Genomic DNA, 16,246 nt, shown 5'->3' with positions numbered 1-16,246 from the left:
ATATTTCCTTATAAATGCTCTGATCTAGAAAACTGGACACATTGTTGATCTACGTATGATTACTTAAATATTTAGGAGTTAAAAAACCCTTGATTACTATGCCTTTTATTTGTGTTTTAATCAATTTCAATACACTCTAATATGTTCGAATACATGGTTTGGCTGTTTATACGTGACTCGAGCTGGGCGGCACTATTAGATTGAGGCAGAAATGAGTTGCGCTGATGGTTTGCTTCTAGGGCTTATGACGACTGTCAGATTTAAGGCTAATTAAAATTAAGTAAAAATAGCTTTAGATCTTTGTAATTTTCACAGCAGCAAACCTCTTCACTATTCGTCTCACTATAAATCTCAGGTGTATCATTTGTCCCTTCATTTACTCCCTTAGTAATCAAATACCTCAGTGTTTCTTCCTCTCTTTGCTCTATGTCAGCATAATCAACCCATAGTACATAATACTGCTCGCCTACTTTAAAATAGAAGCTAGGGCAAAGATCATTGTGCCAGCTTTTATCTATTAAATAAGGGTGATTTTTTAAATCAAAGCCTAGGTCAAAGTTTTGACCAAACTCCTGTTTATATAACTCCATTTTTTACTCCTAAAAATAAATACTAAAGCAGGTGCGAACGCACCTGCTTCTATGTCGGTTTGTTATAGTGGAAAGCCTAAATCTGTTTCTGTGAGATAATAGCAGTTATCTTCTTTGTTAAAGCCTATAGAGCTTGCGTATGCAGGCGTGCCCTCAATAAAATATATTTTTAGATGCGGTGCATGGTTTTGGATGATCTCTATTTTAACGTTTCCATGAATTAGCTGTCTGCTTGGTATATTCAAGAGCTTTGATACACTTCTTACTATAGTCACGTTGTGCCCTAGTTCTTTAATAAATTTGTCGTTGTAAATTTCTAGCTCAGCTCTAACTATGCCTTTCTTTTTCCAGTCCCTTAGAGGGCCTGACCATATATTTGCTAATAGTTTGGATTCACTGTTAAATTTGCTGGCTTTCCAAATCCTTACTTTATGGGAGCCATCCGCATAATGAATAACTACTTCAGCTTTTTGAACCTTTACTAATCTAGATTTAAATTCCTCAGCATCTAATCCACTATAGCCACCATCAAATTGCTCCGTAAATGTTAGTTCAGGCTTTAGCTCAGCTTTACTTTCTTTCGAGTTTTCTACTAAATCAAGGAGGCGATTTATAGCTCTGTCAGCTGTGTCATTAAATCCCGCGGCATGTTTTTCTAATCTTTCATAAGTACACTTAGAAACCGAAAAATTAACTAAATTACTATTCATACATGACACCCATAATTTAAATCATAATTGATGCTTTTTATGATATTCTTACTATACCTTGATAGCCAATCAATTTTTTTGTCATTTATGATTTAATTTATGATTTAACTATAAATTTATGCAACAGGTGTAGTAAATGCTGTAAACTAGAGCCCATTAGTTGAGGTGATAAATCGAAATTATTCACCCAGTACCCCGCACAGTACCCCATGGTATTATGGGTTGAATTAAAAGGTTTAAAAATCAAATGAGTAGAGCAGGAATACAGTGGTTCCCTGGGCACATGAATAAAGCCCGCAATGAAATTAAAGAAATAATGCCACAAATGGATGTGATCATTGAAGTGCTTGATGCGCGCATTCCCTACAGTAGTGAAAACCCGATGGTGGCAACCTTGCGTGAAGGTAAGCCGGTCATCAAAATTTTGAACAAAGCTGATTTAGCTGATCCTAAAATGACTCAAATCTGGAAAGATTATTTTGAGCAAGAAAACGGTGTTAAAGCGATTTCTTTTGGGCATGATAAAGCAGCTGAAGTACACCGTATTAATGAGCTTTGTAAAAAGCTAGTGCCGCATAAAGTGGGTGCAGATAAGCAAATTAAAGCCATGATCATGGGTATTCCTAACGTGGGTAAATCTACGTTAATTAATGTATTGGCTGGGCGTATAGTTGCAAAAACAGGTAATGAACCTGCGGTAACCAAAGCACAACAACGCATTAAGCTTGAAGACGGTATTATGCTTTACGATACGCCAGGTATGTTGTGGCCAAAAGTAGAAAACGAAAACTCAGGTTATCGCTTAGGCGCCACCGGTGCCATTCGTGATACAGCACTTGAGTATGAAGAAGTAGCAAGTTACACAGCTGAGTACCTATTGCGTGCATACCCTGAGTTATTAAAAGCGCGTTATAAAATAGACGAATTACCAGAAAGTGATTGGGAATTTGTTGAAATGGCGGGGAAAAAACGCGGCTGTATTCGTGGTGGTAATCAAATAGACACATATAAAATGTCTGAAATACTAATCAACGAATTACGCGACGGTATCATTGGCCGTATTACTATGGAAACTCCGCAAATGCGTGAGGAAGAAGAAGTAATGGTTGCTGGTTTACGCGCTGCAGCAGAAGCTAAAAAGGCAGCTAAAGAAGAAGAGAAAAAACAACGCCGAGCACGCGCACGTAAAAACCGTCGTTAATTGATTTAGTTTAATTTAACCAACTAAATTACAGACATAAAAAAAGCCCGTAAGGGCTTTTTTAGTTTCATATCTACCGTCACCGATATGAGCAATGTAGCAAGTAAAATAGTAGGGCGGTTACTCATCATCAACATCAAGGGGCGTTGCGGTTCATAACAAGTAACCATAGCTGTTTACGTGCGCCACACGTTGTTTCAGGGTCGAGAAACAAATCAATTCATTCCTTAACAAGTGGTATGCAATCCGTCTTGTTGATATTGATTATCAGTTAGATTTAACTATCTGTCAACACCTAAATGCAAATAATTCTTATTATTGATTAGTTTGTTTTTTATTCATATATAAATCGGCTAGTTAGCACTGACATTTAATAAAAATACTTACTTTGGTTGAACAATGAAGAATAAAAAATAGATGCTTAATACTTATTAAATAATTTGATATGGATTTTTATTATAAAAGCATTGCTTGTAAAACCTTAGCCCCTAAAGATCAACAGCCTTTAATTTATGGCTAAAAATATTCGTACTTAACTGGATATTTTAAGCCACTAACGCACTTTATTTGCTGTTATACGTAAATTAATCTGCTCCACTAGTACTTTATCCTGCTTGTTTAGACGCCCTACAATGAGCAAGAAATCACTACCGTCAGTTTTTATTACTTTAATGCTTGTGTTATCAAGTTTGGTTTTACCGTATGTGGTTTCTATTTTTTCTATGTCTTTAAAGTGACTAAGATCTGATTCAAGCTTACCGTCATCGTTTTTGTAGTAACTAAAAATATAGTTCTCGGTTATTCCGTTACCGTCTTCTCGGTAATCAAACATTGCATCGCTATAAAAATAGAGTATTTCTTCGTTTTCAGGTGTGAGGCGATTACGTTTTAAAAAGTGTACTTGGTAAGGCCATAAACTATCGCCTTTTATAATTGCAGCATTGGGTAAAATATTTACTTCTTGAAGTACGCCTAAAAATAATAGAGGTGCAAACGCAAGCGAGATTAAATACTGCCTAATTCGCCAGTGCGAGTTGTAATGTAGGGCTTCTTTACTTGTATCGGTTTGTTCAATGTAACTAACTAGAGGCAACCATAAAAATGGCATTATACAAATCACTATGGTTGCGTATTCGTCCATTCGATAAGCAAAGGCGCTGGCAAGTACCATTAGCCAGAGTGTTAAGGCAGTCCAGTTAGGAATTACTCTATTTTTGTTTAACTGTTGTTGGCTGTGCTGTGCAAGTGCGCGATACAAAGGGTAATACCATAAAAATGCAAATATACCTCGAGCAATAGGCATAACACTTGAGTTATCGCGTTCTTTAATGGCCTTAAAGTTACGATAACTCCAGTAGTTAACAAATATGCCTAAACTTAAAATACTGTAAATTATAAACTTACTTACAGATACAGCATAAAATGGACTATCTTCAAATTTAACTTTTTTTGCTGACTCTAATCGCCAATCGGCAAAAAAGAATATGAGTACTAAAATATAGCCAGCCAACACATATTTAAGCCAGCTATAACCAAGGCTGTCTAGCACATCAGCTGTTGTTTGAGGCGTTTCACTCGCCTTTGCATATTTTAGAATAGGGTAATGAGTTGCTGATATTAACTTTTTACGCTGTGTTAAATAATCATCTATTTGAGTGGCTTTTATATGATCTTGTTTTGCGTAATAGCTATAGGTCAGTGTTAAAACGTTATTATTAAATTTAGTGGCTGTTTTTAAATTAAAGTAGTCGTTATCAATTTCTTCTTTTTCGCTATCAAATCCCCAATCTTTTTCTGTAAAATGTAGTTTTATTGTGGTGTTAATTATATTGGGATAGCTGAAGTAAAGCGGGTCAGTTCTGTTTACTTGTTTTGGTTCGTAAACACTGTTTTGTATTTCACTTGCATAAAAACTAGCTTCGTAGCCTTCATCTGTTTTTTCCCAAAATTCACTAATTAAATACGATTCTTTGGTTATTAGTTTACCCGTTTGCTCTTGCTCACTAATTGCCATTGCTTCATTGATTGATAAACCATTTAAAAATCCTTGGTAATACTCAAAGTAAGACTTAGCAACGCTATTTAGACCACTGCTGGCTATATTACTTCTTCGGTTAATTGCTTCAAATCCGGCATAAGTGTATTGGGTTTCAAAACGTGATGGCTCAGATACTTTTTCTGCAATAAAAAAGTTATCTTCTACAGATACATTTGTATGTACAGGCTTTTGTGCCATAGAGGTTAAAGCAGTTTCACCTTTATCAATAATTAGGGCATAGCCATAATCAGGTTGTGCTAAATATTCAAGTGTACCTCGTTGGTAGTTCACCGTAGGATCGAGCCAGTAGCGCTTTCCGTCTTGCTTAAGCGTAACAATTACGTGATTAAACACACTTGCAGTAGTCGGTAGTTCTATTAAACGTTTGGTTTCTTCAGTATCGACCAGCGCAGGGAAAGCCTCTATACCCATCGCTTTTAATAACGAAATAAGCAGTACCGTTTTATCTTTACAATCGCCGTATCGTAGCGAAAGCGTTTCTGAAGCTGACGTTGGTTGATGCGAGTTAGTGCCCATTTCAAGCCCTAAATATCGAACTTCGTCTTGGCTAAAGCGCAGTGCTGCTGCAATTTTATCTGATGTTTTTGTGTGTTTTGCTTTTATGTTTTCAGCTACATCCAAAATGCTATTTGGGGTTTCTATGGCTGATTGATAAAGCGGATATGCCCAATTAACTACCTGACCCCAATCGTCAAACTCAGAAAAGTAAACTTGTGTATATGGGTCATACCACGTTGGGGTTTGAGAATTCTGCTCCAGTAAAGGTTCTTCAAAAAGAGTTATAGAATAATCTTTGCCATATTTATTAAGCGTTTCTTGAATATCGGCTGCGCCGTTTATTGTATTTATATGTAGAGGTGTTTGTTTACCCCAAAGTACACGCATATTTTGTTGCACTACGGGTACCGACCAGTTCAGCGTGCGTCTTGTACTAAATTTATTAGCATATATAGGGTTGCTGCCTGTAACGGTGTAGCTGTAATCAAGTATGTCGCCACTGCGCATATCATCAATAATAATATTGAGTGATAAGCTACCATTATAAATACGCTCAGCTAACTCAGATTCACCCTGTATAACCGTCATTCTCGCGCTACCAAGCTTATCAATGCGCTCATTATTTCTAATAATCGTTAAGCTATTTAGTGTTAGCGACTCGTAACTTGGATCAAAATCAAGATTAAGCTGGCTTATATAATCAACACCACTTTGATTTAAAGCTTTCATAACCAAACGTGTATAGCGTTGCTGTTTTTGTCTGCTCGGTATATAGGATTGGTTATCGAGTAACAAATAAAGTGTGCCGTCACGTACCTTGGTTATATCGGAATTCTTGGGTTGCTCAATTATATGTGTATTAACCCAATTAGCTGGTTTATCTATTTTATATTGCTGCGCAAAAATATTATGAGAGAAAATTAATAAGGTAAGTGCAATTAGCCAAGCACTGAGTCGAAGGAAGTTCCATTTCATTGTGGGGTCTTATAGTTGTTTTTATAAATACTATTGAAGGAATAATGTACCAAATTTAGGCTTTTTTGACAATGAGATGTTAATAGAATCCATCGACATATTTATAATTATGATAATGAATAAGTTCAGCTCAATTTAGCTTATTATTTATAGGCATGGGTTATAAATACAATGAAAGCATAAAGGTATTTAATTATCTCTAAAAATGGCTTTGCTGTTTGTCTTATTGCTCGGCACACATTTTACTTTGCAAAATACATGATGCTTTTGTAGAGCACGCAACCACTGCATTTACTGCTCAGCAAATGGGCGATTTGGTCGGTGTGAGTCGCTCTACAGCACGCCGTTACTTAGAGTATTTGCTTGAATCAGGTAAGTTAACAGCGGATCAAAGTTACGGCAGTATTGGCCGCCCTGAACGTTGCTATAAAATAGCGAAGTAACTTGGTGTATCTGAAACTTAAGTATTAAATACTATTAATTTCAATGCCTTGCGATTTTTTTGTTATGTTTGATATTTAATAGATTCTGACGATAAAAAAAATATGTTGAATTGATTGCATTTTAAGCGGCTTGTATGGTGATGTTCGCATTAAGTGATGTTATACTCCTGCCGAATAATTTATCGACTTTATTAAGAGTAAAATTAATGGCAGATTTATCGAAGTACAGAAACATTGGTATTTTCGCGCACGTTGATGCGGGTAAAACCACGACTACTGAGCGTATCCTAAAGCTTACTGGTCAAATCCATAAAACAGGTGAGGTTCATGATGGTGAATCTACTACTGACTTCATGGAACAAGAAGCTGAGCGCGGTATTACTATCCAGTCTGCGGCTGTAAGCTGTTTCTGGAAAGATCACCGTTTTAACGTTATCGATACTCCTGGACACGTTGACTTCACAGTTGAAGTATACCGTTCACTTAAAGTATTAGATGGCGGTGTTGGTGTATTCTGTGGTTCTGGTGGTGTTGAACCACAATCAGAAACTAACTGGCGTTATGCTAACGAATCAGAAGTTGCACGTATTATCTTCGTTAACAAATTAGACCGTATGGGTGCTGATTTTTACCGTGTAACTGAGCAAGTACGTAAAGTACTTGGCGCAACTCCACTAATCATGACTTTACCAATCGGTATCGAAGATGAATTCTGTGGTGTTGTTGATGTTTTAACTAAAAAAGCATACATCTGGGATGAAACTGGTCTTCCAGAGAATTACACAATTGAAGACGTTCCAGCTGACATGGTAGACAAAGTAGACGAATACTATGAAATGCTTGTTGAAACTGCTGTAGAGCAAGACGACGACCTAATGGAAGCGTACATGGAAGGTGAAACACCTTCTTTAGAAGATATCAAGCGTTGTATCCGTAAAGGTACACGTGACCTTGCTTTCTTCCCTACATACTGTGGTTCTGCGTTCAAGAACAAAGGTATGCAGTTAGTACTTGACGCTGTTGTTGATTACTTACCAGCACCTACAGAAGTTGATCCTCAACCTCTAATGGATGAAGAAGGTAACGAAAACGGTGAATACGCAATCGTATCCGCTGACGAACCTTTCAAAGCGCTAGCATTCAAAATCATGGATGACCGTTTTGGTGCATTAACATTCGTACGTATCTACTCAGGTAAACTTAACAAGGGTGACACTATCCTTAACGCGTTTACTGGTAAAACTGAGCGTGTTGGCCGTATGGTTGAGATGCAAGCAGACGACCGTAACGAATTAACTAGCGCACAAGCTGGTGACATCATTGCTATCGTAGGTATGAAAAACGTGCAAACTGGTCACACACTTTGTGATCCTAAGCACCCAGTAACACTTGAGCCAATGGTATTCCCAACTCCAGTAATCTCGATTGCTGTACAGCCTAAAGATAAAGGCGGTAATGAGAAAATGGGTGTTGCTATCGGTAAAATGGTTGCAGAAGATCCATCTTTCCAAGTTGAGACTGATGAAGATTCAGGCGAGACTATCCTTAAAGGTATGGGTGAGCTTCACTTAGATATCAAAGTAGATATCCTTAAGCGTACTTACGGTGTAGACCTTATCGTAGGTCAACCACAGGTTGCTTACCGTGAAACTATCACTCGTGAAGTTGAAGATAGCTACACGCACAAGAAACAATCTGGTGGTTCTGGTCAGTTCGGTAAAATCGACTACCGTATCAAGCCAGGCGAAGTTGCTTCAGGCTTCACGTTTAAATCATCAGTTGTTGGTGGTAACGTACCTAAAGAATTCTGGCCTGCAGTTGAGAAAGGCTTTAAGTCAATGATGAGCGAAGGTGTGCTAGCTGGCTTCCCTGTGCTTGACGTTGAAGTTGAACTTTTCGACGGTGGCTTCCACGCAGTGGATTCATCAGCAATCGCATTCGAAATCGCTGCTAAAGGCGCTTTCCGTCAATCGATCCCTAAAGCGGGCGCACAACTTCTTGAGCCAATCATGAAAGTTGACGTGTTCACTCCAGAAGATCACGTTGGTGATGTAATCGGTGACCTTAACCGTCGTCGTGGTATGATGAAAGACCAAGAAGCTGGTTTAACAGGCGTTCGTATTAAAGCTGACGTTCCGTTATCAGAAATGTTCGGTTACATCGGTTCATTACGTACAATGACATCAGGTCGTGGTCAGTTCTCTATGGAGTTCTCACACTACGCACCATGTCCACAAAACGTAGCTGAAACTGTAATCGCAGCAGAAAAAGAGAAAAAAGCTGCTAAGTAATTAGTTCCTTAACTCTTTAAAAAAACCCGCACATGTTGCGGGTTTTTTATTACCTATAATTTGGTTTTATTTTTTTAGTTATTTATAACTACTTTTTATTATTAATTAGTCCTATATAACTAATTAATAAAAAGGTACTAGAGAGTAATTTATTTACATTAATTATTTAATCGATTGCTTTATATAAGGTTTATTGTGAGTAGAGTGTAACTTGTTGAATTTTGGTAGCTTATATTGATGCTTTACGATACGTAATGTAGAATATCAGCACTTTTAGACTAGAGCTCTAAAGTCAGATAAGGAAGTCTCCGAAGCAGAGACGTTTACATAGTAATTTTATATAAGACGTAACTATAATGAAATCTATTAAATTGGCACCAAACTGGTGGCTACAATTTACAAAATGCGTTTTCGCATTCAGCCTAATATTTTTAATTCATATTATATTTTCTGAGAACCTAGAAGTTGTTTTTTTCACTGCATCACCAGTTCTATTGATTATTATTGCTTTCAATATTCTCCATCTTCGTTTTTTACATTGTTACAGAGCAGGAATTTGTTATACACGTCTATGCACAGAGCGTTATATCAATAGTGAAGAAATTACTTTTGTATCATTTAGCGCGTTTTTTCTTTTCACCATTTTTAAAGTAGAGCTGGAGAATGGTAAAACTTTTCATTTTTATAACTGGCAACTTGATGATGAAACGCAATCAGCTATTTCTAAAATGTACTGTAATAAGTTAGCTAAAAAAGTAGAAAATATTGGCGGTAAATGCAGCGCGTGATTTTTTAATTTAGATAAAAAAGGAGCAATTAATTGCTCCTTTTTTGTTTTTATTTTATAACGCGCTAATTAAACTTTTTTATAGCCTTAGCTTTTAGCGCTTTCATCTTTAGCCTGCGTGGCTTTTTAAAAGATTGTATAGGCATTGATACCATATGCTCTTGTGGCAGTGCCGGAATTGTTTGTGGGTAAGTTCCTTCCTCTGGCACGGAAATCTCTTTTAGATGTACTTTAAGCGCCTCTAGAGTTGAGTCGTTATCAACTTCACTAGGGCAAATAAATATACCTAACTTTCTTAGCTGTACGCCGAGTTTGATACTACTGGTATAACGGATAATTGGAGCACCTAATACTAAGCCTAATAATATAGGTGATAGCCACCAAAAGAAGACAGGTGTGAAGTAGTAGGCTGTGCTGCCCCATGCTATAGCCACAATAGTAGAGAATAACGTATAACCAAACGCTTCTTTCCACGGAACCATACGACCTTCGCGAGGTTGTGCATCCCACTTCACTTTTTTACCTAAAAATACGCAAAGTACAAAGTAAGCATGAAATACCATCATTAATGGTGCAACAATAATAGCAAATACAGTTTCAATAATTGAACCTAGGATTAACTTAATTGAACCACCAAAGCGTTTGTTTCTATGTATTAGGGTGACTATTACGCCCATTAATTTAGGCATTAATAAAATAATAATAGTTAAATACAAGAGTGAATCAATAAGATCGGTTTTAGCTATTTGCCATGTAGGAAATAATTGATAAATACGATTAAAGTACACATCACTATTTAATGCGCGCGTTACTGCATCAATAGTACTTAGCGCTAGCATTGAGAGCCAAATTAGTGATGAAATATAAGCGGTTGCACCTAATAGAAAGTGCAGCTTACTCATTAATTTTAATTTAGATGACGATAGTAAACCTAAGTGCTGAATATTACCCTGTACCCAGCGTCTATCGCGTACAGCATAATCGAGAATATTACTTGGTACTTCTTCGTAGCTACCTTCAATATCTGATAGTAATAGTACGTCCCAACCTGCACTATGAAGTAGTGATGCTTCTACAAAGTCATGACTTAAAATCTCACCGCCAAAAGGTGCGTTACCTTTGAGTGTTGGCAAGCCACAGCACGTTATAAATGCTTCAACTCTAATGATTGCATTATGACCCCAGTAGTTGGCTTTATCTGTTTGCCAAAATGCTGAGCCAGTAGCGAGCATTGGGCTATATAGCACTGACGCAAACTGTAAAAAACGACCAAAAAAGGTATCTTGACGAACAGGTATTGGAATCGTTTGGATCAGGCCTGCTTGTGGGTTGTTTAGCATGCTTGTAGTAAGTTCTAACATACATTTACCGGTCATTACGCTATCTGCATCAAGCACAATCATATGGTCGTAATTACTTCCCCAGCGCTCACAAAAGTCGGTTAGGTTACCTACTTTGCGGTGTTTGTTATCTTCGCGACGACGATAAAAAACATGCTTTGCTGTATCCCCTAAACGTTCGCACAATGCATGCCATGCACTTAGCTCGTTTTTAACTATTTGAGGGTCTTGTGTATCGCTTAATAAATAAAAATCAAAATTATCAAGCTGACCAGTTTCTTTTAACGATTGTAGACTTACTTCAAAGCCCGCGATAACACGGTGGGTATCTTCGTTATAAATAGGCATTACAACGGCGGTTTTCTGAGCGTTAATTGCCTCGTTATTGAACTCAATTGGTTTAATACGTTTTAACGTAAGCGGGTCAATTCGAAATAACTGTAGTACAAAGCCGATTGTGCCACTACAAAAGGCCGTTACAATCCAAGCAAATGTGATTGAGAATAATATTAAAAGAGCATACTCAAGTAGTGTCATACCGTTTGAGCTTAAAATCTCAAACATAATAGATATGCCGTAGCCAGATGTGCCAAGTGCCGCAATGGCAAATAGCCATACTCTTAGTGTTTTGAATGGCATTGGAGTGCCCCTACCTTTATTACTTGATGTCATTTGGGTACCAAACATAGCTCCATACCTCGCTAATTTCTTTGTCACGTAGTTTTAACGATAAACGCATATCAACGGGTTGATCGTCCTGTGGTGCAATTTTAAAGGCTACACGCCATCCACGTGAATCCGGAAGTTTTTGTACATTCACGTCGGTTACTTCGCCTGTTGTAAGTTGAATGTCGGCATCTAGTTTTAACTGTTTAGACAGTTGATTTATTTCTGATCCAGTAAAATCAACAGTAAATTGGCGGTGGCTTTTTGGTGGTGGGTTGTCCTCACCAGGTAAAGCGGCGCTACCAATTCTTGTACGTAGTACACGTGCTTTCTCGTGCTGAGTTAAAACTGAATTGAAGGTGGTCATTTTGTAGCTTAATTTTAATGAATCTCCGGCCTTCATTGGTTTTTCTGGTACCCAGTAACTTACGATATTGTCGTTAGTTTCTGTATCAGTCGGTATTTCTACAAGCTCTACACGACCATTTCCCCACTCACCTTGTGGTTCAATCCATAGGCTAGGGCGGTCGTGGTAATGTGCTTCTGTGTCTAGATAGTTATTAAAGTCTCGGTCTCGTTGAGCTAACCCAAAACCTTTTGGGTTATTGTACGAAAATGAAGTAACGCTGAGTTGTGATGGGTTGTTAAGAGGACGCCATACCCACTTGTCATCAGCAGATTGAGTTAATAGGCCATCCGAGTCATGAACTTCAGGGCGATAGTCATCAAAAAATTTGGTGCTGTTTTCGCCGTGATAAAACATACTCGTTAATGGTGCTACACCTAGTTTTTTAATATCTTTACGCGCAAAAATCTGCATATCAACATCAACTAGCATGTTAGTTGTAGGGTCGACGCTAAATTTGTACGCACCAGAAATAGATGGACTATCCAATAATGCAAAAATGATGATTTGTGTTTGCTCTGCCTTTGGTTTAACTAACCAAAACTCTTTGAACATTGGAAATTCTTCACCCGAATTCTCAGCAGTATCAATGGCAAGGCCTCTTGCTGATAAGCCATAAACTTGTTGAGGGCCAACGACTCTAAAATACGATGCTCCCTGAAATACCATTACTTCGTCTTTATACTCGTTAGTATTTAATGGGTAATGTAAGCGAAATCCAGCATGGCCTAGTTGAGTGCCCGCCACACTTTTAGCTATTTCTTCTTGTAGTGGTGCAGCAGTGCCATCGTATTGGTAAAAGTCGGTGCTGAAAGGTAAGCGGCTACGTTTAGAGTCGCTATCAACAGTATTTATTGTTACAGGTGTTTTATATAAAAAACCAGGGTGGAATAATTGCAGCTCGTACAGGCCTTCATCTTTCCACACCGCTTTGTCTTTTTTAAATCGAATTGAACGGTAGTCTTGATAATCAATATTATTTAGTGCTTCAAGCTCGATGTTTTTAGGTGCCACATATTCTTCGCTTGCTAGCTTTTTAGCGCGAGCGCTAATTACATCAAATAAGCTACTTTGTGGAATTGCTACATCAACAGTTGCAGCAATCGCTTGGTTGCTATTGCCCCAAGTCGAAAAAATAATAAGTAGACCCAGTAGTGGTGCTGACTTTTTTTGCCATTTAGGCAAGTTTTGGGTTAGTTGTTTCATTCTCATTCCTTTATAAAAACACGACTTATTTTTACGTTTAGGGTAAATATTGATTTTGTTTTGTAAGTATCTTCTAATTTACTTAAAGCAAAATGTGAACCCTTATAAAAGTTCATATTTATCAATAGGAAAACCAATATACGTAACTCATTGAGGTTTTTGCTGTGTAAAATTCACTCAATCTTATGTAGTTGTTACTGATTAATTACTAGAAGACTCACTAATCGTATGAACATATTACGGGGAGTTTAATGAAGCTTGTCTGAATTACATTTGTATAAAATAAAAAAGCCGCAAAAGCGGCTTTTTATATGTTTAGATTTTACTTAATTATTTCTTTTTAAATCGACGCACTATTGATAGTGGTGCTAAAAGAAGTGATAACCATAATAATGAACCTGCATCATTATCATCATCTGAGCGTAAGTTATTTACCTTAACGGCTACTTTTTCAATGTTTGATAAGTTACCAGCACTATCTTGAGCTTGTACTGTTAAAGTAATACGATTTTCGAATTCGTAATCAATCTCTCCAGCAACAATTAACTGCCCCTCATTGTTAATAGAAACGCTGTCATTATCAGATGTAATAAATTTAACAACAGGTGATTCATCGGCATTTGGATCACTAAAATCGAGCGTGCCGATAATTGTGCCAATTGCGCTGTTTTCATCGATTGCAAAAACTTGATCGGCTGCAATTACAGGTGTTTGCTCTTCAGGCGTTAAAGTAATTTCAGATTTAATGTCAATAATCACAGGGTCATGGTCTGATGCGCGGTATGCACTTTCAGAGTACAAGCTAGATTGTTGTCTTTCGCTTTTAAACTCTACATTGTAATCAAGTGAAATAGGTTCATCTGCGTTGATATGCCAATCTGTTGCAGCGACAACTTTGCTAAGTAATGATTGTGTAGCTACTGCATGGTCTAAACTTCCTGCACGACCAGAAAAGCTATAAGAATAACCAAGTGTATCACCATCAATTTCAGCAACTACATTTTTGTAGCCTTTATCAGCAAATGCACGTATTGGATCTTCCATTGCGTAAGCATTCATATCGCCGACTAAAATAGTATCTTCGTCATCAACACCGGTTGGTTTGCTATCAAGCCAATCTGCGAATGCATTAGCACCTTGCGTGCGTATTTCATTCCAACAGCCTTGGCCATCACCTAAATCTGCATTATTTCCAGAAGCACTACCACAGCTTTTAGATTTAAGATGTGACACAGCAACAGTAAATACTTCATCAGTTTCTATTGATTTAAAGCTTTGTGCAATTGGAGCACGGTTACTAAAATCAAATGGAGCCTCAGTTGTAATGGCAGCAGTGCCTACTTCTTCTACTTTGTTAGCACGATAGATAAGTGCGGTAGTAATTGCATCGGTACCAATTTGATCTACGTTAAAATCAACAAATGCATAGTTGTTAGCACTATCTGCATCATTTAATGCATCTACTAAGCTAGCAATTGCACTAAATTCGCCAAAGCCATCATTCTCAATTTCCATTAAACCAACAACATCGGCCTCAATAGCGCTAATAGCACTTACAATTTTAGCTTCTTGACGAATAAATTCAGCTTCAGTATCTGCACCTCGAGATGTAGGGAACCCTCCGCCTTGGCCATCACCATTGAAGTAATTAAGTACGTTAAAGCTAGCTACACGTAAATCTGCTTCAGCATTAAGTTCAGGCGCATCTTCACGTGCATTTGTTGCAATAAACGAAGGCGCTAAAGTTGGGTGAATTCGGTAAAGACCGAAGCTATAAGCAAGTGCCCCTGTAACAGTATTAACAGTATCGCCAGTTCGTAATGTATTTTCTGCTGATAAGCCTGGAGTTGGATAAGCTGTAGGGTCTAAGTTTTGTACTGTAGAGCCATCATCTATTAAAATCTTTTTAAGTAGATTTTCAGTTTCAACTGCATTAGCAGCATCGCCAGGTAACGCAACCTGAGTACCTTGGTACAAGCGCTCTGTTGCTAATTCAACTTCACCATATCGACCAAGACCAAAGTTATTAGTCACTACTAATGGTTGCTCTAATGTGACTAACATACCTTCAAAAGCTTCTAAATCAGTTGTATTAGCTAAAGGTAAAGTGATTTTTGTAGCTGCTGCAGCTAAACCAGTGCCACACACCGCAACTTGGCTAACACTGCCTATTTGTGTTGCATCAAAATATTCTTCAACAGTACCTTGTACACGTACATGGTCGCCTACATTCACGTCAGTATCTGCAAAATATACAAATACACCTTCAGAGGTAAGTGGATTTGCATCTATATCAGCAGCCAGTGAGTTAACAAAAAAGCCTTTTAATTGTTCATCACCTTGAAAATCGGCGCTTACAACACCTTCAAGTTCTACTAATGTACCTACAAGTGGGCTAGCAGAGCCGTCACCTTGAATAGCATTTATTAGTGTTTTTTCTGCACCACAAACTAGTGGTTCAAGTGGTTCTGGCTCAGGGTCTGGCACAGGAGCGGTACCGCCGTTTCCTGTGTGTGAACCTAATCCATCAAAGGTGTCAATATCAAACTGTTCCCATTCTTCGCTAGGATCAAAAATGGCTGTCGAGTCAGTTCGGCCTGTGGTAATGCTATCTTTTCTTCGCAGCGTTTTGTTAACCGTAGTTACACCCCCTTCAGACCACTCTGAACCCGGATCAACACCAACTTGACCAAAACTATCAACAATTACACCGTCTTTAGTTAAAACAAGGGCATCATCACCGTTATAGTAGGTTACTGTGCTGGTTTCATCTGCAATATCAAGTATTGCAGCTGCTGCACTGGGGTTTGAAATAATGTAGGTGGTATTGGCGGCCAATGTTCCGGTTAAATCAATCGAGTTGCCAATCGAACTGCTACCATTTGAATAGAGTCCTAAAGTATAACCTTCAAGAGAAAGCTCCGTATCAGCATTATTATAAAGCTCGATTGCTTTATTATTACTGCTTCCCTCTATATATTCTGAAATGATTAGATCAGCGGATGCTGGTGCACTGAGACTTGCTATAACAAGTGCGAGTGGTGTTATTTTTGTTTTAAACATTTTTTTATTAT

At 37.9% G+C, this 16,246-nt stretch carries 9 protein-coding genes and 1 pseudogene; 4 read left to right on the top strand and 6 right to left on the bottom strand.

Annotated features, from left to right (window positions below; genetic code table 11):
• Positions 1-266 precede the first annotated feature (266 nt).
• The gene (locus H5161_RS17755; RefSeq protein ID WP_182769777.1) at positions 267-590 is read right to left on the bottom strand and encodes a hypothetical protein; all 324 of its coding nucleotides are present in this window, start codon (positions 588-590) and stop codon (positions 267-269) included.
• Positions 591-652: 62 nt separating this feature from the next.
• Positions 653-1,300, bottom strand: a complete 648-nt coding sequence (locus H5161_RS17750) for a hypothetical protein (protein WP_182769776.1) — start codon at positions 1,298-1,300, stop codon at positions 653-655.
• Between the two features lie 247 nt (positions 1,301-1,547).
• Between H5161_RS17750 and ylqF the strand changes: the two genes are divergently transcribed.
• Positions 1,548-2,501, top strand: a complete 954-nt coding sequence (gene ylqF, locus H5161_RS17745; protein WP_182769775.1) for a ribosome biogenesis GTPase YlqF — start codon at positions 1,548-1,550, stop codon at positions 2,499-2,501.
• Positions 2,502-3,054: 553 nt separating this feature from the next.
• On the opposite strand, the gene H5161_RS17740 is transcribed toward ylqF, so the two are convergent.
• Positions 3,055-6,033 carry a DUF3857 domain-containing transglutaminase family protein gene (locus tag H5161_RS17740; protein WP_182769774.1) on the bottom strand — a complete coding sequence of 993 codons (2,979 nt, stop codon included), beginning with the start codon at positions 6,031-6,033 and terminating at the stop codon, positions 3,055-3,057.
• 239 nt (positions 6,034-6,272) lie between these two features.
• On the opposite strand from H5161_RS17740, the pseudogene H5161_RS17735 reads away from it, so the two are divergent.
• The 3 genes and pseudogenes from H5161_RS17735 to H5161_RS17725 form a co-directional block, all read left to right on the top strand.
• Positions 6,273-6,476 (top strand): annotated as a pseudogene (locus H5161_RS17735) (HTH domain-containing protein); the annotation flags it as partial.
• 206 nt (positions 6,477-6,682) lie between these two features.
• Positions 6,683-8,767 (top strand): elongation factor G, encoded by a 2,085-nt coding sequence (fusA, locus tag H5161_RS17730; protein ID WP_182769772.1) that lies wholly within the window; start codon positions 6,683-6,685, stop codon positions 8,765-8,767.
• Between the two features lie 356 nt (positions 8,768-9,123).
• Positions 9,124-9,555, top strand: coding sequence for a hypothetical protein (locus tag H5161_RS17725; protein ID WP_182753699.1), 432 nt, complete (start codon positions 9,124-9,126; stop codon positions 9,553-9,555).
• Positions 9,556-9,619: 64 nt separating this feature from the next.
• On the opposite strand, the gene mdoH is transcribed toward H5161_RS17725, so the two are convergent.
• The 3 genes from mdoH to H5161_RS17710 form a co-directional block, all read right to left on the bottom strand.
• Positions 9,620-11,581 carry a glucans biosynthesis glucosyltransferase MdoH gene (mdoH, locus tag H5161_RS17720; RefSeq protein ID WP_182769771.1) on the bottom strand — a complete coding sequence of 654 codons (1,962 nt, stop codon included), beginning with the start codon at positions 11,579-11,581 and terminating at the stop codon, positions 9,620-9,622.
• Positions 11,553-13,172, bottom strand: coding sequence for a glucan biosynthesis protein (locus H5161_RS17715; protein ID WP_182725046.1), 1,620 nt, complete (start codon positions 13,170-13,172; stop codon positions 11,553-11,555). Before H5161_RS17715 ends, mdoH begins: the two co-directional genes overlap by 29 nt.
• A gap of 330 nt (positions 13,173-13,502) precedes the next feature.
• Entirely contained in the window at positions 13,503-16,235 is a 2,733-nt protein-coding gene (locus H5161_RS17710; protein ID WP_182769770.1) for an ExeM/NucH family extracellular endonuclease, read from the bottom strand.
• Between the last annotated feature and the right edge of the window lie 11 nt (positions 16,236-16,246).

This window comes from Pseudoalteromonas sp. SG43-5 (genome assembly GCF_014164345.1).
Taxonomy (GTDB): domain Bacteria; phylum Pseudomonadota; class Gammaproteobacteria; order Enterobacterales; family Alteromonadaceae; genus Pseudoalteromonas; species Pseudoalteromonas distincta.
The sequence above is the reverse complement of the archived record's forward strand: the minus strand, read 5'-3'. Positions and strand labels throughout refer to the sequence as shown.

Coding starts and splice junctions, on each gene's coding strand:
- H5161_RS17755 (WP_182769777.1), bottom strand. CDS start 590: ATGGAGTTATATAAACAGGAGTTTGGTCAAAACTTTGACCTAGGCTTT.
- H5161_RS17750 (WP_182769776.1), bottom strand. CDS start 1,300: ATGAATAGTAATTTAGTTAATTTTTCGGTTTCTAAGTGTACTTATGAA.
- ylqF (WP_182769775.1), top strand. CDS start 1,548: ATGAGTAGAGCAGGAATACAGTGGTTCCCTGGGCACATGAATAAAGCC.
- H5161_RS17740 (WP_182769774.1), bottom strand. CDS start 6,033: ATGAAATGGAACTTCCTTCGACTCAGTGCTTGGCTAATTGCACTTACC.
- fusA (WP_182769772.1), top strand. CDS start 6,683: ATGGCAGATTTATCGAAGTACAGAAACATTGGTATTTTCGCGCACGTT.
- H5161_RS17725 (WP_182753699.1), top strand. CDS start 9,124: ATGAAATCTATTAAATTGGCACCAAACTGGTGGCTACAATTTACAAAA.
- mdoH (WP_182769771.1), bottom strand. CDS start 11,581: ATGTTTGGTACCCAAATGACATCAAGTAATAAAGGTAGGGGCACTCCA.
- H5161_RS17715 (WP_182725046.1), bottom strand. CDS start 13,172: ATGAAACAACTAACCCAAAACTTGCCTAAATGGCAAAAAAAGTCAGCA.
- H5161_RS17710 (WP_182769770.1), bottom strand. CDS start 16,235: ATGTTTAAAACAAAAATAACACCACTCGCACTTGTTATAGCAAGTCTC.